Annotated in this window: 14 protein-coding genes; 10 read left to right on the forward strand and 4 right to left on the reverse strand. The window is 67.5% G+C overall.

All coding sequences use genetic code 11. The features are described from left to right. Positions 1-41: 41 nt before the first annotated feature. Positions 42-2,225: an MMPL family transporter gene (locus ACYSM9_RS05410; protein ID WP_461855983.1), complete on the reverse strand. Its 2,184-nt coding sequence runs from the start codon at positions 2,223-2,225 to the stop codon at positions 42-44. A 188-nt stretch (positions 2,226-2,413) separates the two neighbouring features. Between ACYSM9_RS05410 and ACYSM9_RS05415 the strand changes: the two genes are divergently transcribed. The 7 genes from ACYSM9_RS05415 (at position 2,414) to pabB (ending at position 8,058) form a co-directional block, all read left to right on the forward strand. Beyond that, positions 2,414-2,926: a MarR family winged helix-turn-helix transcriptional regulator gene (locus tag ACYSM9_RS05415; protein ID WP_461855984.1), complete on the forward strand. Its 513-nt coding sequence runs from the start codon at positions 2,414-2,416 to the stop codon at positions 2,924-2,926. Between the two features lie 40 nt (positions 2,927-2,966). Continuing rightward, on the forward strand, positions 2,967-3,785 hold the full coding sequence (locus ACYSM9_RS05420; protein ID WP_461855985.1) for a methyltransferase domain-containing protein: 819 nt from the start codon (positions 2,967-2,969) through the stop codon (positions 3,783-3,785). A 63-nt stretch (positions 3,786-3,848) separates the two neighbouring features. After that, on the forward strand, positions 3,849-4,148 hold the full coding sequence (locus ACYSM9_RS05425) for a type II toxin-antitoxin system Phd/YefM family antitoxin (protein ID WP_461855986.1): 300 nt from the start codon (positions 3,849-3,851) through the stop codon (positions 4,146-4,148). Continuing rightward, positions 4,148-4,537 (forward strand): type II toxin-antitoxin system VapC family toxin, encoded by a 390-nt coding sequence (locus ACYSM9_RS05430; RefSeq protein ID WP_461856051.1) that lies wholly within the window; start codon positions 4,148-4,150, stop codon positions 4,535-4,537. The genes ACYSM9_RS05425 and ACYSM9_RS05430 overlap by 1 nt, the downstream gene beginning before the upstream one ends. Positions 4,538-4,570: 33 nt before the next feature. Continuing rightward, complete coding sequence (locus ACYSM9_RS05435; RefSeq protein WP_461855987.1) at positions 4,571-5,194, forward strand: LysE family transporter; 624 nt, start codon at positions 4,571-4,573, stop codon at positions 5,192-5,194. Positions 5,195-5,336: 142 nt separating this feature from the next. Further along, positions 5,337-5,876: a low molecular weight protein-tyrosine-phosphatase gene (locus tag ACYSM9_RS05440; RefSeq protein ID WP_461855988.1), complete on the forward strand. Its 540-nt coding sequence runs from the start codon at positions 5,337-5,339 to the stop codon at positions 5,874-5,876. Between the two features lie 115 nt (positions 5,877-5,991). After that, entirely contained in the window at positions 5,992-8,058 is a 2,067-nt protein-coding gene (gene pabB / locus ACYSM9_RS05445; protein WP_461855989.1) for an aminodeoxychorismate synthase component I, read from the forward strand. A gap of 21 nt (positions 8,059-8,079) precedes the next feature. Here the strand turns inward: pabB and cls are convergent, their stop codons facing one another. Further along, positions 8,080-9,555 carry a cardiolipin synthase gene (gene cls / locus ACYSM9_RS05450; protein ID WP_461855990.1) on the reverse strand — a complete coding sequence of 492 codons (1,476 nt, stop codon included), beginning with the start codon at positions 9,553-9,555 and terminating at the stop codon, positions 8,080-8,082. A 93-nt stretch (positions 9,556-9,648) separates the two neighbouring features. On the opposite strand from cls, the gene ACYSM9_RS05455 reads away from it, so the two are divergent. Together ACYSM9_RS05455 and ACYSM9_RS05460 are read left to right on the forward strand one after the other, a co-directional pair. Next, complete coding sequence (locus ACYSM9_RS05455; RefSeq protein ID WP_461855991.1) at positions 9,649-10,578, forward strand: aminodeoxychorismate lyase; 930 nt, start codon at positions 9,649-9,651, stop codon at positions 10,576-10,578. A gap of 62 nt (positions 10,579-10,640) precedes the next feature. Next, positions 10,641-11,105 carry a pyridoxamine 5'-phosphate oxidase family protein gene (locus tag ACYSM9_RS05460; protein ID WP_461855992.1) on the forward strand — a complete coding sequence of 155 codons (465 nt, stop codon included), beginning with the start codon at positions 10,641-10,643 and terminating at the stop codon, positions 11,103-11,105. A 7-nt stretch (positions 11,106-11,112) separates the two neighbouring features. Here the strand turns inward: ACYSM9_RS05460 and ACYSM9_RS05465 are convergent, their stop codons facing one another. Beyond that, positions 11,113-11,823, reverse strand: coding sequence for a TetR/AcrR family transcriptional regulator C-terminal domain-containing protein (locus tag ACYSM9_RS05465; RefSeq protein WP_461855993.1), 711 nt, complete (start codon positions 11,821-11,823; stop codon positions 11,113-11,115). Between the two features lie 225 nt (positions 11,824-12,048). Here ACYSM9_RS05465 and ACYSM9_RS05470 point away from each other — a divergent pair, with 225 nt between their 5' ends. Then, positions 12,049-12,303 carry a hypothetical protein gene (locus tag ACYSM9_RS05470; RefSeq protein WP_461855994.1) on the forward strand — a complete coding sequence of 85 codons (255 nt, stop codon included), beginning with the start codon at positions 12,049-12,051 and terminating at the stop codon, positions 12,301-12,303. A 19-nt stretch (positions 12,304-12,322) separates the two neighbouring features. Here the strand turns inward: ACYSM9_RS05470 and opgC are convergent, their stop codons facing one another. Next, positions 12,323-14,803 carry an OpgC domain-containing protein gene (opgC, locus tag ACYSM9_RS05475; protein WP_461855995.1) on the reverse strand — a complete coding sequence of 827 codons (2,481 nt, stop codon included), beginning with the start codon at positions 14,801-14,803 and terminating at the stop codon, positions 12,323-12,325. Between the last annotated feature and the right edge of the window lie 21 nt (positions 14,804-14,824).

Genomic DNA, 14,824 nt, shown 5'->3' on the forward strand with positions numbered 1-14,824 from the left:
CTCTCCTTCGAGGCCCGTGTCCGTGCTGCCGCACTGGCAGTCTACCGAGCGGGGATTTCGGCCAACAGGGGTTCTTCCTGCGCCGCATCCGGGGTCCGTCCCAGCTTGCTGGGCCACCAGATCTTCGGTCCGATGTCATACGCCAGGGCCGGCACCAGCAGCGAGCGCACCAGGACGGTGTCCAGCAGCACGCCGAACGCCACGATGAAGGCCAGCTGCACCAGGAACATGATGGGGATGACGCCCAGGGCGGCGAAGGTTGCGGCCAGCACCACGCCGGCCGAGGTGATCACGCCGCCGGTCACGCCGAGGCCGCGCAGGATGCCAGGCCGTGTGCCGTGCTTCAGGGATTCCTCGCGGACCCGGCTCATCAGGAAGATGTTGTAGTCCACGCCCAGCGCCACCAGGAACACGAAGCCGAACAGCGGAACGGTGGCATCGGCGCCGGGGAAGCCGAAGAGGTTGTTGAACACGAGGGCCGAAACGCCGAGCGCTGCGGCGTAGGACACCACCACGGAGAGCACCAGCAGGACCGGGGCCACGATGGAGCGCAGCAGCAGCATCAGGATGAAGAGGATCACCACGAGGACCACCGGGATGATGACCACCAGGTCGTGCTGGGCCGTCGTATTGGTGTCCAGCGCCGTTGCGGTGACGCCGCCCACGAGGGCGCCCGGGTCCACGGCCTTCACCTCCGCGCGGAGCGCCTTGATGGTTTCCTCCGCCTCCAGCGAGTCCGCCGCGTCGTTCAGCGTGGCGTTGATGAGCACCTTCCCGTCGCGGACGTCGGGCGCGGTAGGCGCGCCGGGGGCTCCGGTGATGGGCACGCTGCCCTGCGCCAGGAGATAAGCCTCGCCAACGCCGTCGTCCGCTTTGACCCGGTCCAGCACCTGCGCCGCTCTGCTTTGGTCCGCAACCACGACGGCGGGGCTGCCGCTGCCGGCGTCGAAATGGCGGGCCAGCGCGTCCTGGCCGTCGACGGCGTTGGAGGCGGTGAGGATGACGTCGGTCTGGGGTACTCCGTTGGCCTTGAGCTGGAGCAGCCCGCCGGCGGCGGCCAGCAGGAGGAGGACCGATGCCACCCACACGGCCCGGGGACGCCGGGCAACCAGCGAGCCGGTGGCGCGCCACGGGCCCTTCTGGCCTTCGAGGCCGGTGACCAGCTCGGGCTCGCGCTGGTCCGCCGGGACCAGCTTGGGGCGGAACGGCCAGAACGCGGCGCGGCCCAGCAGCCCCATCAGGGCCGGCAGCAGGGTGAGCGCTGCGAAGAGGGCGCACAGGATGCCCGCCGCCGCGACAGGGCCCAGGGCCTTGTTGGAATTGAGGTCGGAGAACAGCAGGCACAGCAGCGCGATGATCACGGTGGCGCCCGAGGCCAGGATGGGTTCGAACGACGCCTTCCAGGCAGCCAGGACGGCGGCGGTGCGGTTGGTGGTGTGGGTGAGGGCCTCGCGGAAACGCGCCACGAACAGCAGTGCGTAGTCGGTTGCGGCACCGATCACCAGGATGGACAGGATGCCCTGGCTTTGGCCGTTCAGCTGGATCCAGCCGGCCCTGGCCATGCCGAACACCAGCAGGATCGCCGCGCAGAGGGCGAAGACCGAAGTCAGCAGCACCATGATGGGCAGCAGCAGGGAGCGGTAGACCACCAGCAGGATTACGAACACCGCGGACAGGGCCACGAGCAGGAGGATGCCGTCGATGCCGCTGAAGGCCGCGGTGAGGTCTGCGGCGAGGCCGGCGGGTCCCGTGACGAACGTTTTCGTTCCCTCCGGCGCCGCTTCCGCCACGGCTTCCCGCAGTTCCTTGACTGCATCCTTGATTTCGGCAGAGGAACTGATGGGGGCGACGAACTGCACCGCCTTGGCGTCCTTGGAGGGGATGGGGCCGATGACGGCGCTGCCCAGCTTGAGGTCCTCCAGGCTGGTCTTCAGCGAGGCCAGCGCGCCCAGCTGCGCCGGGGTGAACGCTTCGCTGTTTTCGATGACGATAATGCCGGGAACCTCGTCGGAGTCCCGGAATTTCGCCTGCCAGTCCTGCGCCTCGGTTGCCTCGGCGCTGGCGGGCAGGAAGGACGCCTGGTCATTGGAGGAGACCTCCTCCAGCCGGCCGAAGGTGGGGCCCCCGACGCCGGCCAGCCCAAGCCAGACGAACACCAGGACTACCGGGACCAGCCAGCGCAGCCAGAAAGGGGAACGCTCCTTGGCGGCTCTTGTGCGTTTCATGATGCCTTCCGTGAGGGGTGACGGCGAGTAGAATTTCTTCCAGCATAGAGTATCTCCATGATAGAGATAAGTGGCAGGCGAGGTTTTTTGGCGCGGCACGCCAGGCGGGGCGGCTGCAGTAATATCCCTGAGGACGCCCGGACCGAAACGAGGGCGCGGAAATCAGCAATCGCAGGGAGGAGGTGGGCATGGCAGGCGAAACGCCCCCGGGCTCGGCCCCGACCCGGCCGGCAGGGGCTCCGGGCGGTCCACAGCACCCGCTGCTCCGCCTCCTGCAGGAGTTCACCATGGAGGCGAACCGCTACGTGGATGCCGCCGGCGGCCGGAAGGACATGCACCGCACGGACATGAACGCCCTCGCCGTCATCATGCGGCACACCGCCGCTGGCAGCACGGTGACCCCCGGGGTTCTGCGCAGGGAGCTGAACCTGAGCTCTCCGGCCACCACTGCGCTGATCGACCGGCTGGACAGCTCCGGGCACATCGTGCGCGAGCGGACCGGCACGGACCGGCGCCAGGTCCAGCTGAAGATGACCCCCAAGGCGTTCCAGGAGGGCGGGGCCGTTTTCGCACCACTGGCCCGGCACATGGGAAGTGCGATGGCTGCCTTCTCAGAGGAGGAGCTGGAAACCGTCATAAGGTTCATGACCGCCATGGTCGAGGCAACGGTGGCGGCCCGCGGCGAATCCGACGACGGGTAGGTTCAGCCCCGGCCGCCCGGGTTGGGGGTAGCGTTTGGTTATGAGCGCCGAGCAGCCTGAAGATGATGTCTACACGCATGGCCACCACGAGTCCGTGGTCCGCGCCCACGCCGCCAGGACGGCCGAGAATTCCGCAGCGTTCGTCCTCCCCTACCTCACGCCGGGATCCAACCTGCTCGACGTCGGCTGCGGGCCGGGCAGCATCACGTGCGACTTCGCCGCCCTCGTCAGCCCCGGCAAGGTCACCGGGCTGGACCGCTCACCGGACATCATCGTCCAGGCCCAGGCGCTCGCCGTCGAGCGCGAGGTGGGCAACGTGGAATTCGTGGCCGGGAACATCTACGACCTCGACTTCGCGGACGAAACATTCGACGTCGTCCATGCCCACCAGGTGCTCCAGCACCTGACGGACCCCGTGGAGGCGCTGCGGGAGATGCGGCGCGTGGCCAAGCCGGGCGGCATCGTGGCGGTCCGCGACGCCGACTTCCACGGTATGAGCTGGTATCCCGCCATCCCGGAGCTGGACGAGTGGATGGACCTGTACCAGCGGATCGCGCGGCGCAACGGCGCAGAGCCCGACGCCGGGCGGCGGCTGGTCAGCTGGGCCCAGTCCGCGGGCTTCACCGATGTCGCCCCCACCAGCAGCAACTGGCTTTACGCCACGGCCCAGCAGCGACGCTGGCAGGCGCGGGTCTGGGGCGAACGCGTCCTGCATTCTGCCTTCGCCGAGCAGGCCCTGGAGTACGGGTTCGCCAACCCGGCCGACCTGGCCCGGATCTCCGCGGGCTGGCACCGCTGGGGGTCAACTGACGACGGCTGGTTCCTGATCCCGAACGGCGAAGTCATCGCCCGGGCCTGACAGTTGTCCACATAGCCGCACTTGGCCAGGCGACCCCTTTTCTGAGTTAGGTAGCCTCGGGTCATGACGTACTGCGGCGACAACGAATACTGGTGCGAGCCTTACGTGGCGGAAGTTGACCAACTAGACTTGGTCAACATGGGCCAGTACAACGTCCAGGAGGCCAAGACCCGCCTGTCCGAGCTGTTGAACCTCGTGGAACGCGGCGAGGACGTCGTCATCGCCAAGTCCGGCAGGCCAGTGGCCCGGCTCGTGAAAATAGAGCCCCCCTCCAAGCGGGAACTGGGCTTCCTCGGGCCCCTCCATGTCCCCGATGCCTTCTATGAGCCGTGGAGCGACGAGGAAATGGGCATTGTCGAGTGATGCGGCTGCTGCTGGATACCCATGTCTTCCTCTGGGCGATTGCCGAACCCAGAAGGCGCTCACCCAAAGCTAAGAATGCCGTTACGAAACTTGAGAACCAGGTTTTCGTTTCACCTGTCACTGCCTACGAGCTGTCCTACAAGCACCAGCAGGGAAAGCTTCCCTCCGGCGCGGCCATCGTTACCAGCTTCGGGCGTCAAATTGCCCACCTGTACGCCTCCGAACTAGCCATCAGCGCACCCCATGCCCTCGCGGCAGGGCAGCTGGACTGGGATCACAAAGACCCCTTTGACCGCCTGTTGGTGGCCCAAGCGATGGTGGAAGGGTTCACGCTCGTCACCGCCGACGAAGCACTCCAGGCCTTCGCCCCTGTCGCTACCCTCTGGTGAAGCCGGGCACCGGCCCCACCGTAAGATTGTTCAGTGCAATTTTCCCTGTGGCTGGCGCTGGCCGGCGCTGGCGCCCTGATCAGCTTCACCCCGGGGGCCGGGGCCATCAACACCATGAGCAACTCCCTCAACGAGGGGTTCCGCAGATCCATCTGGGGAATCCTGGGGCAGCAGGCAGCCTTGGTGGTCCACGTGCTCATCGTGGCCCTGGGAGTGGGCGTCCTCGTCGCGAGCTCCCCGGTGGCCTTCAACGTGATCCGCTACGCCGGCGCGGCCTATCTGGTGTACCTGGGCGTCCGGCAGTTCCTCAGCAAGCCCGCCATGGAGCAGGAGCAGGCCGCGGCCCTGCGCAACGAACCCGCCTGGTCCATTTTCCGTCGCGGTTTTTGGGTGAACCTGCTGAATCCCAAGGCGATTGTTTTCTTCCTCGCCTTCACTCCCCAGTTCATCCGGCCCGAGCAGTCGCTCTTCACGCAGTACGCGGTGCTGACCGCCACGATTGTGGCCATCGACATCCTGGTGATGTGGTTCTTCTTCGCCGCCGCAGCCAGGTCTTTCCACCGCTTCACCAGCACCGAACGGGGCCAGCTTGTCCTCAGCCGGGTCTTCGGCGCACTGTTCGTTGCAGTGGGGATCCTGCTGGCCCTGATTCACTAGGGACGGTCGAAACCTTCGCGGCGATGGTAGCACCTACATAGTGAGTACCCTTGTTATTCACAGTCATGCATCTTTACAAAGATGTAAAACTTTATGAACCTCCCGCTAGCCAAGGGGGATTCCAGCGCGCATGCTTAGTTCCATGAACTCAACGTCGAGCCCATACCGCGTCATCACCGTCTGCACGGGCAACATCTGCCGGTCCCCCATGGCAGAGCTTATGCTCACGGCAGCGCTCGAACGCGAAGGGCTGGACGCGCTGGTGGCTGTCGATTCGGCCGGCACCACCGGCTACGAAGCCGGCCGCCCCATCGACCCTCGGGCCGCCCGCCGGCTCGCGGCCACGCAGCTCGCCTCGAAGCATCACGTTGCCCGCGAATGGGAGCACGAATGGTTCCGCGAGCGCGACCTGATCCTGGCGCTGGACATCGACCATTTCGCGTGGCTGAGCGAAGCCGCTCCGGACCAGGAGTCGCTGGACAAGATCCATATGCTGCGGAGTTTCGACCCCGCCATGGCAGGCAAGGACCGGCTGGAACAGGGCATCGAAGACCCGTGGTACGGCGGCCACTCGGACTTCGACGCCGTGTGGCACCAGATCCACGCCGCCTTGCCGGGACTGGTCCGCTACATCAAGGCAGCAGTCGGACAGAAGGCCCAACTCCAGCCGCAGGCGCTCTAGCACAGGCGGAAGCAAAGGCTGGACAGGGCACCCACCTGGGCTGCAGCCGTCACGCTTCGCGGCAGCACGTCCCCGCGGGTGAAAGAGCCCAAGGGAAACCGGTACGCTCTACTCCATGAATCCAGCGCCCGTCATCATCGCCATCGACGGGCGCTCCGGGGCAGGTAAAACCACCCTCGCCGTCGAGCTCGCCGCCCGCCTGCGGGCGCACCACAAAGTCTCATTGTTCCATCTTGAGGACATCTACCCGGGCTGGAACGGCCTGGCGGCCGGCGTCGAACGCTACATCTCCACCGTCCTCACGCCCCTCAGCCGGGGCGAGGCCGCAAGCTGGACCAGCTGGGACTGGGAGCACCACTACGACGGCGATGCCCGGGTGACGCTGCCCGCCGAGATCGTCATCGTGGAGGGGGTGGGGGCGGCCGCAGAGGCCGCCCGCCCGCTGCTGAGCGCCGTTGTCTGGGCTGAATCGCCCGACGACGTCCGGCGCAGCAGGGCGCTGGCGCGCGACGGCGCAACCTATGAGCCACACTGGGACCAGTGGGCGGCGCAGGAGGAGGAGTGGCTGGGCCGCGACGACGTCCCCGGCCACGCCGACCTGCGGGTCCGGAACCTTGCGGACGGCTCCGCCCCGGCCGACCTGCTCCGGCTCCTCCCCTACCTTCCCGTGCTGGCGCCCGTCCTCGCGCCCGAACTGTCGGCCCGCCGCGGCCTCTGCCTCCGCGCCGAGCGCGTGGATGCCACGCCCGACGCCCCGGCACTGTTCCAGTCCCTGTACGGCAGCTCGGCCAACGCGGTCTGGCTGGATTCGTCCAACGCCGGCGCCGCCCAGGTGCAGGCCGCGTCAGAGACCGCCGCCACGGCAGCCGAGCGAAGCCGCTTCAGCATCATGGCGGACGACGGCGGCGTGTTCGGGCAGTGCGTGACGCACCGCGCGGGCGAAAGCCTGATCAGCGCAGGCTCCGCGACGGCGAAAATTACCGGGCCCTTCTTCCGCTGGCTGGACACGGTCTGGGGCCGCCGCGCCGTCCGGACCCCCGACGGCTACCCCGGACAGTTCACCCTGGGCTGGCTCGGCTGCCTGGGTTACGAGCTGAAACGCGAAAGCGGCGGCAGTGACGTCCCCGCCCCCACCCCCGATGCCGCGCTCATCTTCGCGGGCCGGGCCGTGGTGCTGGACCACACCGAGGGCACCACCTGGCTCCTGTCGCTGGAGGCGCCGGACACCGACCTGTGGCTCGCCGGGGCCAGGGCGGCGGTGGATGCCGCCGATGGTGCCGCCGCGGAAGGCGGCGGAAGCACCGGCGCCGTCCGCGGGGGGCCGGCGTTCCGCAGCCGGGACACCGGCAGCGCGTACCGGCGGAAAATTGCCGCGGCCCAGCACGAAATTTCCGAGGGCAACACCTACGAGGTCTGCCTGACCACAACGCTCGAAGCCCGGATTGCGGCGGAGTCGTTGGACCCGTGGGCCACGTACCTGGCCCTGCGGCACAAGAACCCGGCCCCGTTCGCCAGCTACCTGCGCCTGGGCAGCCTCACGGTGGCCAGCACGTCGCCGGAGCGGTTCCTGAAGATAGCGTCCGACGGCGGCATGCGCGCCGAACCGATCAAGGGCACCCGCCGCCGGGCGGCCGATCCGGTCGAGGACGGGCAGTTGCGCACGGACCTGGCAACGTCCCTGAAGGACCGGGCCGAGAACATCATGATCGTGGACCTGCTGCGCAACGACCTCAGCCACTTCGCCGTGCCAGGATCGGTGACGGTCAGCCGGCTCTGTGCCATCGAAAGCTATGCCACCGTGCACCAAATGGTCAGCACCATCGACGCCCGGCTGCTGCCCGGTTCGCCGCGCGCCGAGGCGGTGGCAGCCTGCTTCCCGGCCGGTTCCATGACCGGCGCCCCGAAAATCAGCACCATGGCCATCCTGGACCGGCTGGAAGCCGGTCCCCGCGGAATCTACTCCGGCGCCATCGGCTACTTTTCGCTCAACGCGGCGACCGACCTCGCCGTCGCCATCCGGACCCTGGTGATTCACGCCGGCGGTGACGGAACCGGGCAACTCTCGCTCGGCGTCGGCGGCGCCATCACCTCCGACTCCGTCCCGGACGATGAGTACGAGGAAATCCGCACCAAGGCCTTCGGCGTGCTCTCAACCCTCGGGACCACGTTCCCGGAGGACTGAGCAGAGATCCCGGAGGACTGGCTACTGCACCGTGGCCGTCAGCCGGGCCACGTTGTCCACGTAGCGGGCGGCCAGGGGACGCTTCCGCCAGTCGGCCAATTTCAGCTCATGCGAGATGCCCCGGTAGGTGTCCTCCACGGCCCGCATCTTGTTGACGATGTCCTCGCCCAGGAGCATGACGGATACTTCGAGGTTCAGCGAGAAGGAGCGCATGTCCATGTTGCTGGAGCCCAGGACGGCCACCTCGTCGTCAATGGTGAAGTGCTTGGCGTGCAGCACGAACGGGGCCTTGTACAGGTAGATCCGCACGCCGGCCTCCAGCAGGGCCTCGTAATAGGACTGCTGGGCGTGGTGGACCAGGAACTGGTCGCCCTTCTCCGAGACGAACAGCTCCACATCGACGCCACGCTGCGCTGCGGTGGTGATCGCGTAGAGCAGGGAATCATCCGGGACAAAGTAGGGGCTGCAGATGGAGACCCGGTGCTGCGCGGAATAGATCAGGGTGTTGAAGAGCCGCAGGTTGTTCTCGGTGCTGAACCCGGGCCCGCTGGGGACCACCTGGGCCGTGACGGCGCCGGGATGCGGGTCCGACGGCGGCTGCAGCTGGTGCTCCAGCGACTCGTCGGTTTCGCCGAGCCAGTCGGTGGCGAAGACGACGTTCAGGGTGGTGACGATGGGTCCGCGCAGGCACGCCATCAGCTCCACCCATTCGCGCCCGGCCTTGCGGTGGCGCGGGTTGTTGTAGGAGGGCTCGATCAGGTTCTGCGAGCCGGTGAAGGCGACCTCCCCGTCCACCACCATGATCTTGCGGTGGTTCCGCAGGTCCGGCCGGCGCCACTGGCCGTGGATGGGAAGGAGCGGAAGCATGCGCTTCCACTGGATCTTCCCGGACCGCAGCCGCCTGAGCAGGTTCCTGTAGCCCTTGATCCGGAGCGTGCCGATGTGGTCGAACAGGAGACGCACTTCCACGCCCCGTTCGGCCGCTTCCTCCATGGCGGTGATCAGGTCGTTGGTGACGTGGTCCGTGCTCATGATGTAGAACTCGGCGTTGACGTACTTCTTCGCCTTCCGCACGGCCTGGGTCATGGCCAGGATGGAGTCCGGGTACCCCGGGATCAGCTCCACGGAGTTGCCGTCCACCATGGGCAGCGAACCGAGGGTGCGGTTCAGCTCCGCGGCGGACTTCACCCATTCGGGGCCGGGGTAGTCGCTTTCGGCATCCGACAGCGCGGTGATTCCTGCCCGCACCCGGTTGTTGACCTGCTGCTGCTGCTCCCGCCGCCGGCTGGACAACTGGAAGTTGCCGAACAGCAGGAACAGGACAATCCCCACAAAGGGGATAAAGAAGATTCCCAGCAGCCAGGCCATGGCCGTAGTGGGCCGCCTGTTGCCCGGAATGATGCCCAATGCCAGGACCCGAATGGCGAGGTCGACGAAACCCAGAAGCACGACGACCCACGTCGGCGCTGTGCCGGCAAGCGAAAAAGGCCACAACACGGAAGTACCCCCGGGAAGATGAGGTTCCGGCGGACGGCTTCCGGCCGGGACACTCCGCCCAGCTTATCCGCGGGGCCGCACTAAGCTGGTGCCATGAGCTCTCCAGCGCCCGTGGCCCTCGTCTTCCTCGACCCCGCGTTTCCGGACGGACGGGTGGCTGACGCCTCAAAACCCCAGCTGCTGGTCACGGATCTGGGCGTCACGCGCGGCGACGGCGTCTTTGAGACCATGCTGGCCGTAGGCGGCGTGGTGCGGAAGATGCAGGCGCACCTGGACAGGCTCGCCGGGTCTGCCGAGGCGCTGGACCTGGTGATTCCCGGCCGGGACGAGTGGCAGCGTGCCATAGCCACCGCTGTTGCCGGCCACCGCTCGGAGCATCCGCCAGCTGATCCCGCCGCCGACGAAGTGGTGGTCAAACTGGTGGTGACCCGCGGCGCCGAAGGTGCCCCCGCCCCCACCTCCTGGGTGCAGGTTTCGCCCGCCGGAGCGGCCGGCCGCCGGCAGCGTGAGACGGGCATAGATGTCATCCTCCTTGACCGGGGCTACGACAGTGGCGTGGCCGAACGGGCGCCCTGGCTGCTCCTTGGCGCCAAGACGCTCTCCTACGCCGTCAACATGGCGGCGCTGCGCCACGCCCACAAGCAGGGCGCCGACGACGTCATCTTCCTGTCCTCCGATGGTCGCGTCCTTGAAGGTCCCACGTCCACGGTGCTGCTGGCCCATGTGGAAAAGTCCGACGACGGCACGACGGTCAAGCGCCTCATCACGCCGCAGCTGGACAGCGGCATCCTGCCCGGCACCTCCCAGGGCGCACTCTTCACCGCAGCCAAGGCGGCGGGCTGGGAGCTGGGGTACGGGCCCCTGGAGCCGCAGGACCTTTTCGACGCAGATGCTGTGTGGCTGATCTCCAGCGTGCGGCTGCTCGCCCCGGTCAACCGGATCGACAGCAAGGACATCGGCACCCCGGCTGTCCAGAAGGAGCTGACCGCCGAGCTGGGCGAACTGTTCGCCGGCATCAACTAGGCCCGCGCACATCCCGGGGCCGGGTCTTTTCCCTGTTCAGCATCACCCGTAAGGTGTGGACCATGGACTCGCAAAACCTGCCCATCGAAAAACTGTCCTTCGACGACTGCTGGGACCTCCTTGACGGCGATACCGTGGGCCGGCTGGCCATCGTGGTTGACGGCCACCCCGAAATCTTCCCGGTGAACTACGTTGTCCATCTGCGGAGCATCGTCTTCCGCACGGCCCCGGGCACCAAGTTCTGGGGCGCCAGGATGGAGCGGGCAGCAGCCCTGGAAATCGACGGCTACGATCCCGCCACCGAACTCGCATGGAGCGTGGTGGTACGCGGCGACACCGAAATCCTCGAGGACCAGGCGGACAGGGACGCGGTGGACAGCCTGGGGCTGGAGCCGTGGCAGCCCGGGGAGAAGGCCAACTACGTCCGGCTGAACGCCAGGGCCCTGACAGGCCGGCGGTTCAAGGTGAACCGTCCCGACGTCTGGAAGACCCGGCTGCAGGACCGGCGGAGGGCATCGTTCGAGTAGCCCTTCCTCAGGCGCCGGAACCGGCTGCCTGCCCTGAAAGCTGCGCCTCCAGCCCGGACAGCAGGATGGTGAGCCCCTGGTCCAGCTCAGCCTCGCCGTCGTATTCCGCTAGCGACGGCGCCAGCGCGCGGAGCCGGGGAAACTCCTTGGCGGGAAGCCGGTGGAGCCCCAGCCGCAGCAGCGCCTCGTTTTCTTCCGGGTCCACCACGAACTCCTGCAGTTCGTTGAGGATGTGGCCGTACAGGAAACCATAAAAGGCGCGGTAGACGTGCAGCGCGTCAGCGGGCCGGAATCCGGCCGCCACCAGCAGCGACAGGATGTGTTCCAGCGGCCTGAGCGTGCCCAGCGGACGAAGGCCCAGGGGGGTGGACAGCGGCCTGGTCACCAGCAGCGGCACCACATTGGGATGCTTCAGGGCCAGCAGGCGCAGGCCATGGGCGATGGTGCGCAGTCGGGCTTTCCAGTCGGCATCATCGGCGGTAACGCTGAGCTGTCCGAGGACCAGTTCCGCGACCCCGTCCAGCAGTGCGGCGCGGTTTTCCGCGTAGCGGTAAAGGCTCATCGGATCCCGGCCCAGTTCCTGGCCGAGGCGGCGCATGGTGAGGGCGTCCAGGCCCTCGGCATCCACGAGTTCCAGGGCCTTGGCGAGCACGATCCCCCTGCTGAGTGGCCTTTTGGCTCCGGCCGGAGCCAAGCCGGGATTTTTTGGGGCAACCATGCATTTTCCTGTACTCGATGGCGCGCGTACCGGGGAGTAGGTCGCTTGCCGGATCTGTAGTCTACGCGTAAAGTCTACAGTGTAGAAACAGTGGTGTGAGCACTGATGCATCACCCAATCTTCGGGGACGATGCCCCTACACCATCCTTTGCCCCCGTGCAGGGCATCGAGGTTCGCTGCTGTAGCCTCACGGCGGCACCACGCACCTAGCGAAGGGAAGCCGTCATGGCGCATTCGCAGTTCGACCTGTTTCTCCAGGAAGCCATCTACTTCGACCAGGCATCTGAATCCACCCTTGACCGGGACCGGTTCTTCGGCCTCTACATGAGTTGGTGCTTCATCAACCAGCACGTTCCTGGGCCCGAATCCAGTTTCTGGGCGGCCATGAAGGACAAGATCCCGGACGGCCGCAAAGGCCTGCGGATGACCGGCCCGGCGGCTGCCGACTACATCGTCACCTCATATCCCGAGCTGGTCTAAGCCCGCGGTCCGCCCCGGCTCACGTGGGGATGATCCGGAACAGGAACCTGGTACGGACCATCACCCACAGCAACCCCAGGACCGCCACGTAGGCCGCGGTATTGAGGAGGATGCTGCCCTGCTGCAGGGCCGGGATGTTGGCGACGACGGCGATCAGCACCACGTGCATGATGAACACGTACAGGGTGGCCCGGCCCAGCGGAATCAGGAACCATCCCAGGGCCCGCTGCACCGGCGTCCAGTACGCGCTGAGGAAGGCGTAGGCGGCCACCACCAGGACAAAGACATTCAGCAGGCGGCCCGGAGCCAGGTACGTGCGGGCGAAGAGTGAATCGTACATGGACCGGTAGGCCGCGTCCGGCAACAGGGCCAGCCGGACATCGTAGCTGTTGGCCAGGTAGGGGTTGCCCCAGGACAGGAAGGCCAGCGCGAAGGCGGCCACGGTGCAGGCAGCCACCACCCAGGTGTGCGCCTGCAGCCAGGCCAGGATGCTGCGCCGGTGGTAGCCCGCCACGAGGCCGATGACGAACAGCACCTGCCACACCAGCAACGGGAAGGAGTCCTCGAACTGCGAGGGAAGGATCCGGAACCGGGTGGCGGCGCCCACGGCGTACACCAGGAGCGTGGCAGCCAGCACCCAGACCGCCTTGCCGCGGTTGAGCGCCGCGAGGATCAGGGGGCTTGCCAGCAGGAGCACCACATACAGGCCCATGACGTTGAACTGCCATGGCCCGAACTGCAGGAGCAGGATGGCCGGCAGCACCTGGGGCGGCACCGGGAACTGGAACAGCGATTCCATCCCCTGGTAAAGGTTGTAGGTGCGGCCGGCACCGGTGTGCCCCGCGCCGCCTGTCCCCTGGTCCACGAATGTGGTGAGAGCCGCGGCGTTGAAGACCGGCAGCAGCGAGAGCAGGAAGACGCCGACCAGCACAGCCAGCGCCGTCAGGTACAGCTTGCCGGCCCGGCGCGACGTCAGGTCCACCACCGTGCCGAAATCCTCCCGGGCCTTGGGCCCGTACACCATGCCCACCACCAGCCCGGAGAAAAGGACGAAAAGCTCGGCGCCGGAAACGAAGCCCACCGCCTCCTGCGTCAGCAACTGGAACAGTGAAGCCATGCCGAGGTGGTTGACCACCACGAACACGATCGCCATGCCCCGCAGCAGGTCCACCCGGGAGTCCCTCGCGGACGGGTCCCGGTAGCTCCACGCCGTCGCCGCGCCGATCCGGCGCGGAATCTGCCAGAGTGCTGCCAGGAGGATGGCCATGGCAGCGGCAACCGTCCAGACGGCGGCCCCGCCGAGGGTGTTGGCGCGGACATAGGCTTCCGCCGGAGCCACCGCGTTGACCGGCCCGGTCACCATGGGGGACGCCTTCAGCCTCGCCAGCGCGGCTTTGGCGATGTCCGGGCTCCCGGTGAGCAGCCAGTTGATGCTGGCCACACCCGTGTCCCGGGTGCTGGTCCGTTCGTCCCACACCACAGCCGCGGTTTTGGGAAAAGCAGATGACGTGGCGGTTCCCACGGCCTGGTCCCACCAGCCCACCTTGATGTCGGCCTCCGGCGCGCCGCCGGTGGAAGGGCTGTAGAAGGCCGCGGTCTGCAGCAGGAACGGCTTGTTCCGGCCGGCCGCGTACGTGCCGTAGAAGTTTTCGCCGCCGGACCCGGTCAGCATCTCCTGGAGCTCGCCGGCACGGGGAGCGGTGTTGACGGCGGCCCCGCCGGCGGTGTCGTCGTGGAATGCGGTCAGTCCCACCCAGTCCACGGCGTCGTCGCCTGGATAGTACGGAGCGTAGGCGGCGTCGGAGCCGTTCCAGGTGCCGTCGCCGTTGGTGTCCAGCAGCGCAAAGCCGTCGCTCCCCGGTTGCGGTGCGCTGCGGCTGCGGTCAAAGGGGTAGCCCGTGCCCAGGTAAGGCGCCCACACCATGGTGACCTTGCCGCCGTCGGACGCCCTGAACGCTCCGGCGACGGCCTGGAACGCCTGCCGGTACGCGGCCGGTTGCTGGCCCCAGGCAACCCAGCTGGTATTCATGTCCGGGGCGAACCGGACCAGCAAGTGGCCGTTGAAGCCCGCCGCCTGGTCCCGTACTTCGGCGGCGAAGGCGTCAGCTTCCGCAGCGCCGATCGTGTCCAGCGGAACGCTTGGCTTTACGGTCAACATGGCGTTGGCTCCCTTGCCGGCCGTCTGCCGCAGGAAGCCATCGATGTCGTTCCGCCCGGAGTCGCGGAACGGGATGGCGATGTCGTGCCCGAAGACGGCCGGCACCGCACCCAGCCGGTCCGCGAAGCCCGCGGCGGTGTCTTCGCCCCATTCCAGCGTGGCCCCAAGCCAGGGCTTGCCCTCCTCCGGCGCGGCCGGTCCAACGCCCTCCGCGGCGCGGGCCGTCCCCGCAGGTGCCAGCACAGCCAGGACGGCCATCAGCAGCACGGCAAGGAGTGCTCCTGCCGGACGAAGCCGGGCCACGGTGGTCCCGCGGTGGCGATAGGACGTGAATGCTCGCATGCTGGCAAGACCCCCCGGTAC

The organism is Arthrobacter sp. C152, from assembly GCF_054890965.1.

Bases quoted from the DNA above. Each gene is read 5' to 3' on its own strand.
- ACYSM9_RS05410 (WP_461855983.1), bottom strand. From the start codon at position 2,225: ATGAAACGCACAAGAGCCGCCAAGGAGCGTTCCCCTTTCTGGCTGCGC.
- ACYSM9_RS05415 (WP_461855984.1), top strand. From the start codon at position 2,414: ATGGCAGGCGAAACGCCCCCGGGCTCGGCCCCGACCCGGCCGGCAGGG.
- ACYSM9_RS05420 (WP_461855985.1), top strand. From the start codon at position 2,967: ATGAGCGCCGAGCAGCCTGAAGATGATGTCTACACGCATGGCCACCAC.
- ACYSM9_RS05425 (WP_461855986.1), top strand. From the start codon at position 3,849: ATGACGTACTGCGGCGACAACGAATACTGGTGCGAGCCTTACGTGGCG.
- ACYSM9_RS05430 (WP_461856051.1), top strand. From the start codon at position 4,148: ATGCGGCTGCTGCTGGATACCCATGTCTTCCTCTGGGCGATTGCCGAA.
- ACYSM9_RS05440 (WP_461855988.1), top strand. From the start codon at position 5,337: ATGAACTCAACGTCGAGCCCATACCGCGTCATCACCGTCTGCACGGGC.
- pabB (WP_461855989.1), top strand. From the start codon at position 5,992: ATGAATCCAGCGCCCGTCATCATCGCCATCGACGGGCGCTCCGGGGCA.
- ACYSM9_RS05455 (WP_461855991.1), top strand. From the start codon at position 9,649: ATGAGCTCTCCAGCGCCCGTGGCCCTCGTCTTCCTCGACCCCGCGTTT.
- ACYSM9_RS05460 (WP_461855992.1), top strand. From the start codon at position 10,641: ATGGACTCGCAAAACCTGCCCATCGAAAAACTGTCCTTCGACGACTGC.
- ACYSM9_RS05465 (WP_461855993.1), bottom strand. From the start codon at position 11,823: ATGGTTGCCCCAAAAAATCCCGGCTTGGCTCCGGCCGGAGCCAAAAGG.
- ACYSM9_RS05470 (WP_461855994.1), top strand. From the start codon at position 12,049: ATGGCGCATTCGCAGTTCGACCTGTTTCTCCAGGAAGCCATCTACTTC.
- opgC (WP_461855995.1), bottom strand. From the start codon at position 14,803: ATGCGAGCATTCACGTCCTATCGCCACCGCGGGACCACCGTGGCCCGG.